The organism is Sulfuricurvum sp. RIFOXYD12_FULL_44_77, from assembly GCF_001830725.1.
Classification (GTDB): domain Bacteria; phylum Campylobacterota; class Campylobacteria; order Campylobacterales; family Sulfurimonadaceae; genus Sulfuricurvum; species Sulfuricurvum kujiense_A.
Map to the genome: position 1 here is coordinate 1 of NZ_MIBU01000247.1, position 6859 is coordinate 6859.

General features: G+C 43.1%; 7 protein-coding genes. 3 read left to right on the forward strand and 4 right to left on the reverse strand.

Translation table 11 applies throughout. The features are described from left to right. Window positions 1-68: 68 nt before the first annotated feature. The 3 genes from A2517_RS08805 to A2517_RS08815 all read right to left on the reverse strand — a co-directional run bounded on the left by A2517_RS08805 (window position 69) and on the right by A2517_RS08815 (window position 3410). Complete coding sequence (locus tag A2517_RS08805; RefSeq protein ID WP_294896172.1) at window positions 69-1421, reverse strand: OprD family outer membrane porin; 1353 nt, start codon at window positions 1419-1421, stop codon at window positions 69-71. A 134-nt stretch (window positions 1422-1555) separates the two neighbouring features. Then, window positions 1556-2221: a response regulator transcription factor gene (locus tag A2517_RS08810; RefSeq protein ID WP_294896174.1), complete on the reverse strand. Its 666-nt coding sequence runs from the start codon at window positions 2219-2221 to the stop codon at window positions 1556-1558. Continuing rightward, entirely contained in the window at window positions 2202-3410 is a 1209-nt protein-coding gene (locus tag A2517_RS08815; protein WP_294896176.1) for a HAMP domain-containing sensor histidine kinase, read from the reverse strand. Before A2517_RS08815 ends, A2517_RS08810 begins: the two co-directional genes overlap by 20 nt. A 105-nt stretch (window positions 3411-3515) precedes the next feature. Here A2517_RS08815 and A2517_RS08820 point away from each other — a divergent pair, with 105 nt between their 5' ends. Then, entirely contained in the window at window positions 3516-4022 is a 507-nt protein-coding gene (locus A2517_RS08820; protein WP_294896178.1) for a peptidylprolyl isomerase, read from the forward strand. A 3-nt stretch (window positions 4023-4025) separates the two neighbouring features. Next, entirely contained in the window at window positions 4026-5126 is a 1101-nt protein-coding gene (locus tag A2517_RS08825; protein WP_294896180.1) for an epoxyqueuosine reductase QueH, read from the forward strand. Between the two features lie 5 nt (window positions 5127-5131). On the opposite strand, the gene A2517_RS08830 is transcribed toward A2517_RS08825, so the two are convergent. After that, a complete protein-coding gene (locus A2517_RS08830; RefSeq protein WP_294896182.1) occupies window positions 5132-5665 on the reverse strand; it encodes a hypothetical protein in 534 nt (177 codons plus the stop codon). A gap of 169 nt (window positions 5666-5834) precedes the next feature. Between A2517_RS08830 and A2517_RS08835 the strand changes: the two genes are divergently transcribed. Then, window positions 5835-6859, forward strand: a 1025-nt coding sequence (locus tag A2517_RS08835; RefSeq protein ID WP_294896184.1) for a cation:proton antiporter, incomplete at its 3' end; no start/stop codon positions are given.

Sequence of the window (6859 nt, forward strand, 5' to 3'; positions counted from 1 at the left end):
TGAGCTGTAAAAAATCTGGATCGTTTTTAATGCGATCAACCATATCTTGTTTCATAATTTAACCTCCTTTAAAAGTTATAGTTTGCGATAACGCGGTATTCATCCCAGCTAACATCACCGGCAGTTGTCTCTTGAAAATCGCGTGCGTAGTTCGCACGGAGACGCAACTGTAGATTTTTCACCGCTTGCGGATTGTAAATAATGTCAAAACCGGATTCACTTGATTCATCCGATGCAGCAGCATTTGAATATCCATTTAATGGGTCCATATCGTACTCGACATAGTATACACCGGTATTGAGATTAACGCCGTAATCTTTCCAATCATACGCAGCTGCAACTTTCCAAGCGTCGGTTCCCGCCATAAACTGGTGACGAGTTACCATCCCTTGAGTGTATGCCGGCATACCGCCCCAAGGAGAAATGGTTCCGCCGCCAATTGCTGCATCTGAATCTTTAGTGTTGTGTGAAGCCGCAACCGAAAGATCACAATTTGCTACTTTAACACCTATTTTTGCTCCAACAAAATCACTTTCTACTTTGTTTAAAGCCGCTAGTGAGTTTGTACCGACATCTCTCTCGCTAATCCATTGTGCCGCTACGTACGGTGCTACACCGCTTGCGTATGACCAGCCGTAGTTTGCCTCGGCATAGATGGCGTTGAGAATATCATGAGCATAGTAATCCCAAAGTTGCAATTTCAATCCCGGAACTCCTGAGTAAATTGCCGCTGCGACACTCACACCACCGGTATTCTCACCGATAGCATACGTTCCCATATCAACGAATTCACCCACATGAGTTTTTGAGTCTACGAGAGAATATCCCGATGTTACACTTAATACGCCGCCATTATAGACTCGTCCGAATGACCCTTGAGCGAACTTAGTCACATGTGCTGCGATCAATGTCGTATCTTTCACATCGGTATTGCTGAGGACATATGCTTCAAAAAGGTTCGGAAGCATACGAGCATCATCGCTCCCCGCCATCGGAGTATCGAGTTTTTGACGACCCCCTTTAAACGTAGTGTTCCCATTTTTGTACTGAACATACGCTTCGCCTAGATACGTAGTTGATTCATTGCTTTTGCCCAATAACGTCGGATCTACTTCAGGGTTATCCGCTCCCGTCGTGGTGGTTTTATCTTTTAAAAACAAACCATTCGTCGTGTAAAATGCACTGCCGAGATTTAATCCGTTCCACGCACCCGTTTCATACTTCAAATATCCGCCGATAGCCGTAGCATTGCGATGAACTGACGTTGCATTAGTATACCCATCATAATCACGGTCGATATAAAAAGCACGGATTTGCCCGCTCGCTTTCCCTTCTTTAAACATACTTTCTAAGCTATCAGCTGCCATGGCATTGACAACCAAAGCCGATGCTAAAAGCGATAGAGATACTGTACCTCGCATTTCCACTCCTTGAAATAAGTTTTTATCAGTGTCATTATGAAAATAAAGCATAGCACGAACGTAGCAATTGTTAAATTAGAAAAATTTATCGTCAAAAATATTCAGGAGAGGGGATAAGTGTGTAAAAAAGTAACTTAATGGGAACGGGGAATATCGATCATGTAACCTAAGGCCCGTATATTTTGAATGAAATCCTCTTTCAAAGACTTTTTCAAACGGCTCACCTCAGCACGGATTGTTGCGTTGTCCACGTACTCTTCGTCCCAAACATAGTTGCGAAACTGGTCAAAATCGACCACACGTCCCCGATTACGGGCAAGGAGATCGATAATTTGAAGCTGTCGCTTACTGAGGGGCTGTGTTACGTTATCACACATCAATGTCGAGGTAGAGGCATCATAGGCGTAACACTTTGAAAGACGGAGATGGCTTTGGGGAATGGTGCAGCTTTGCATCACCTTATCGATTCGAAGAGCAAGCTCTTTGAGGTGAAACGGCTTTTTCAAATAATCGTAGCACCCCAGATCATACGCACGGCTGATCCCCTCAATATCGACAAGGGCACTGATGTAAATAGCAGGTGGGCGGATTTTGAGTTTATGCAACTCTTCGAGAAGTTCCAGTCCGTCGATTCCCGGAACGTTAATATCGAGTATCAGCAGATCAAAAGTCTCTTTTTTAAGCGCTTCGAGCGCATCTGAACCGTCATAATAAAAAGTAACCTGATGACCCGATGAAACCAAATACTCCGTGATCGCTTCACTGAGCATCTGTTCATCTTCAAGAAGGAGTATTTTCAAGATTACCCTTTTTAAAATGATATTCGAAGCGGGTCAATTCACTATCTGAAGAGATTGTTATTTCCACACCGTCTTCATCACAGATTGATTTGACGAGACTAAGCCCCAACCCGAATCCGTCTGTTTTTTTCCGTTCCCGATAGTATGCCTCAAAAATCTTTTGCGGGTCATGAATCTTTTGAGATCGACTCTCTATCCAAAACCTGCACCCTTGGGTCTCACACTCCACGCCGATTCGAATCTCTTCGCCGTTTTTAGTATATTTGATCGCATTGGTGATATTATTATCGATAACCCGCTGGAGCTTGGTTTCATTAAACTGTATCCACGAAGGAAATTCAGGCTGCAGATACTTAAAAGAGAGATTCGAGAAATGGGCAACCTCATCGAAAAATTCTAGCCTCTTTTGGACATATTCACCCAAATTGATTGCTTTTTTCGGATACTCAATCTGATCTTTTTTCACCAGATAGCTCAAATCATCGTAAATACTGAAAATATTTTTGACCGCCGCTTCGATCTTCGCCAAATAGCGATTACGCCCTTCATTCATAGAGAACAGCTCAATATTCGCCATAATCACCGACAGCGGCGTATGGGTTTCATGGATCGCATAGCGGATAAACTGTTTATGTGATTCGAGAAGCCCCTGTGAAAATTTCTGCTCCTCTTCAAGGGCATCGTTTTTGATTTGCAAGGCCTGTGTTTTAAATCGTACCCGCTCTTCCAATCCGGCATTAAGCTGTTGTAAGGACTCTTTTTGCTCTTGAATCGTCTGCGCCATTTCGTTGGCATATCCCGACATCCGTTTAAACTCAGTAAAATAAAGCTCATCGGGTTGAATCAGCTCCGTTTTTTCATGAGCCGCTTCGAAAAACTTCATAAATCGCTCCATATCCCGAGCAATCATACTGTTGAGTATTTTAGAGATACCGATAATAAACCCGAATAAAATCAATGCCAACGTCGCAATTTCAACAATGATTTTAATCAACCGCCCTTTTAGAGCGTGAGGATCACCTCGGATACCTACCAGCGTATCTCCTGCGGCCATCGCAAATTGACGGTATTCATCATAAATAAGTAAAGAGGAAAAAATAACGGTGAAAAAGAGGATAAAAACAATGGTATAAAAGTTAAGATCACGTAAAGATATACTGTTCAACCGACGCTGCAACCAAGATTCCACTGCTCACCATCACCTAAATTAATTTCGTTCATTATAACGGATTCCCTTTTGATAGTTAAGATTGTTCCACTATAATTTCAAAAAATTCCTCCAAGGATCAAATACATGTTCGGACGAAAAGAACTCAAAACGTATACCGTTACTCCCGAAGAGATGGCAAGCTATCAATGGGCTAAAATGACTACCGCTAAAGGGGTTATGTGGATCAAACTCTATAACGACGAGACTCCTAACACCGTTGCTAACTTCGCGGCACTCGTGAATGACGGCTACTACAACGGTCTTAACTTTCACCGCGTAATCCCGGGCTTTATGGCTCAGGGCGGTTGTCCTCACGGCACAGGAACCGGTGGACCGGGTTGGGCTATTCCGTGTGAAACAGCTCTTAACAAACACAAGCATGTCAAAGGCTCTCTCTCTATGGCGCATGCGGGACCAAACACCGGAGGAAGCCAATTCTTTATCTGTTTCGTCAGCACCCCTCATCTTGACGGTGTTCACACCGTATTCGGCGGTATCGAAGCGGATGATAAAGAATCTATGGCGGTTCTTGATAGCATCCAAATGCGCGATACCATCGAGTCGGTTGAAATTCTCGCAGAGAAAAACTAAACCGTGCTCGTCCACATCTGCTGTAGCGTCGATTCTCACTTCTTTATCGAGAAGCTACAGCAGGAATACCCCGATGAAAAACTCATCGGGTTCTTCTATGATCCCAATATCCACCCTTACAGCGAATATCAACTCCGTCTCCTCGATGTGGAACGAAGCTGTCAAAAACTGGGTATTGAGCTGATAGAGGGTGAATACGATTTTGAAAACTGGATGGATGCTGTCCGAGGCTTAGAAAATGAGCCCGAGAAGGGATCACGTTGTGAAGTGTGTTTTGATCGCCGTTTCGAAGTAAGCGCGCACAAAGCGATCGAACTGGGTGAGTCCACCATGACCACCACCCTCCTCGTCAGCCCCAAAAAATCGCAAGAACAACTCATCCGCAGCGGTGAAGCATTTGAAGAGACTCACGGGGTCAAATTCGTCCCGTTTGATTACCGCAAAAACAACGGTACCGCCGATCAGGGACGCGTTGCCAAAGAACAGCAACTCTACCGTCAGGACTATTGCGGCTGTCTCTACGGTCTAAGTATGCAGCGCGACCAGCAGCACCGCCTGATGGACGAAATGTTCTCCCCCCTCTCCCGCCAAATCCTCCCCGCCTCGATCGAAGAGCGTCTGGAACTTTATACCCGCCGTAATGAACTCGAAGATGCCGGGACACCGTATCGCATACTCAAAGAGCGGTTTTACAACTACCGCCTCCTCCGCGCATTGGTAAAAGTGGGTTCAGAGGTTATCCCCTCGTACCCTCTGTTTTACTCTACGATCAGCCGCACCACCACCGAGGGTAAAATCGATTTTGAAATCGAGGGACAGTTTTTTCTCAACCGCGAAGAAGTACGATTTATAACCATAGATACTTTCAACACCCTCACCGTATTATCGTATAAAAATACGAAAGAGTTGATGTTCAATGCACCCTCTCTTGAAAGTGAAATGGTGTTACGTACACAACTGACCAACAGTCCGTTTAACACCTCAGCGATCATTGTCGTAGATGAAATACCGACCGCTAAAATCACTCTCGTTTTAGAGACAAAAACCTACGACGATACGAGAGAAAAACTGGTATTTTCAGAAAAAATCATACTGCAACATTAAAGGTATTACTTCAAAAACGCTTGGAACATTTTATTGGCACTGAGCCATAATAACATATTTTGACCTTCACTTTTTTCTTTTGATGTTACCAACATACCGTCTTTAAATACCCATGCCATTAACTGCTCACCTCTGTCAGGTTTTTTAACTTTTGAAACCGGGCCATACTCTTGCAAACAGTAACGAATGGTATTTTCATACTCATTCTCGTTCAGATCCACTTTCATTTGTGTCAATTTGCCTTTTTCGAAGAAGAACGCTATTAATCGAGCATTCATTCCATCAAAACGATCAATATCTGAGTAACAATAGCGTTCTGCCATTGCACTTGGCTCGATACCACATGATAATTTCAGTTCTGTATATTTAGAAACAATGTCCGATTCACTTAGATCACCATTTAAATCTTTAAAATCAATCGTGATTTCTTTAGGATTATCAATATTTTCTGCTTCTATATTTGAATACAAGTATATTATAGATATAACGACCATACCAAACAATGCTAATACACGTGGTGAAATACTTTTCTTTTCCATTTTAATCCGATTTGTTTTATTTTTTAAATATTATATCATTAAAACAAATTGAAAATCTTGACATATTTTATAGAGAAAGCCCTTTTATAGCCCAAGATAAAGTATTTAAATATACAGACAGCTTACTTTTTAACCACCCTTAGCACGAACCTTGCACTATAATATCCATATGGAAAAATTACTCTTATCAATCTTTTTGACCGTTGCCATCGCGACGGTTCTCAATATCATCTTAAAGCGCTTCGGGATCTCCCATATCATCGGCTATATCGCGACGGGGACGATCGTGAGTACCCTTTTTGGGTTCAACGGTTCGGCAAACGATTCGCTCGATTTTATCGGGGAGTTTGGGATCGTCTTTTTGATGTTTACCATCGGACTGGAACTGAGTCTGGAGAAAATCAAAAAGATGAAAGATATTCTCCTCACCAACGGTATACTTCAAGTCGTATTCAGTGTCGTGGTGATCTTTTTGCTCTCGCACTATCTGTTTCATCTTGACTTTAATACCTCTTTGATCATTTCATTGGCATTTTCCCTCTCTTCCACCGCCATCGTCCTCACCTATCTGAAAGAGTCCAAGGACATCCACACACCCTACGGGCAAAAATCGATGGGGATTTTGATCTTTCAAGACCTCGCCGTTATCCCTATTTTATTGCTCATCACCTTTTTGTCCAACGATACCCTCTCACTCGGCGAAGTACTGTGGAAAACACTTCTCTCTGCCCTTTTCGTTGTTGTCTTTATGTTTACGGCGGGGGAGAAAATCGTCAATGCCCTGTTGCAATTTTCAGCGAAAACGGAACTCGAAGAACTTTTTTTAGGCTCGGTTTTCTCCATCCTCATCGGTGCGGCACTTCTCGCACACAGTATGGGTTTCACCTATTCGCTAGGGGCATTTATCGCGGGGATGATTATTGCTGATACCCGCTTCAACGTCAAAGTTGAATCCGATATTTCGACCTACAAAGACCTCCTTTTAGGTGCCTTTTTCTTCGGTGTGGGGACGAAGATCGATATTCTCTATTTTGCCGAAAATATTCATATCATCACGTTTATTTTCGTTTTTGCCATGCTTTTCAAAGCAGCTGTTATCTATGCCATCATCCGCCGTAATTCCGATAAAAATACCTCAGCAAAAACCGCCCTCTCCCTCGCGCAGATCGGAGAGTTTTCGTTTGCTATTTTTGC

Coding starts and splice junctions, on each gene's coding strand:
- A2517_RS08805 (WP_294896172.1), bottom strand. CDS start 1,421: ATGCGAGGTACAGTATCTCTATCGCTTTTAGCATCGGCTTTGGTTGTC.
- A2517_RS08820 (WP_294896178.1), top strand. CDS start 3,516: ATGTTCGGACGAAAAGAACTCAAAACGTATACCGTTACTCCCGAAGAG.
- A2517_RS08830 (WP_294896182.1), bottom strand. CDS start 5,665: ATGGAAAAGAAAAGTATTTCACCACGTGTATTAGCATTGTTTGGTATG.